The 632-nt window shown below is 59.7% G+C and carries 1 protein-coding gene; it reads left to right on the top strand.

What is annotated here, in order from left to right; translation table 11 throughout:
- A partial coding sequence (locus ACOCD2_RS24715) for a cytochrome-c peroxidase (protein WP_419622296.1) occupies positions 1-632 on the top strand: 632 nt, incomplete at both ends.

Genomic DNA, 632 nt, shown 5'->3' with positions numbered 1-632 from the left:
CGTTGCGGCTGCTGTTGCGACTGTATTGACCGCCTGTCAGGCACAGGAGACCAAAGCTGGAAATGCTGCAGCATCCGGAAAGTCCATGGCTGCGAAGACTGCGAAGACTGCGAAGACTGCGCAGGCTGGACCGCCACCATTGGCGCCGCTGGGTGCGCCGCCCATTCCGCCGGACAACAAGAACGAGCCGGCCAAGATAGAACTGGGAAAGATCCTGTTCTTCGATCCCCGCCTGGGTGGTGATGCCTCCACGGGCTGTTCCACCTGTCATGAGCCGGATCAGGGGTGGGCCTGGGCGGAAGATTTGTCCCGGGGTTATCCCGGTACCGTTCACTGGCGCAACAGCCAGACAATCATCAACAGTGCCTACTACGGTCGCAACTTCTGGGCCGGTTCCGTGCCCTCCCTTGAAAAGCAGGCACCTTCAGCCGCAAAGGGTGGCGTGGCCGGTAACGGTGAGAACGACATCATGGAATCCCGCCTGGCGCTGATTCCTGAATACCGCAAGCGCTTCCAAGCGTGTCTTCGGCCTCGTGATAGATTTTGGGACATCCCAGTCCCCAAAATCGACTCGGCCTTTGACAACCTATTGGTGCCCCAGCCGTCCTGGTCACCAAGCACTACGCAACAAC

The organism is Thiolapillus sp. (assembly GCF_048562965.1).
Classification (GTDB): Bacteria; Pseudomonadota; Gammaproteobacteria; order Chromatiales; family Chromatiaceae; genus Thiolapillus; species Thiolapillus brandeum_A.
Note: the sequence above shows the minus strand (reverse complement) of the source record. Positions and strands in the feature narration are given on the sequence as shown.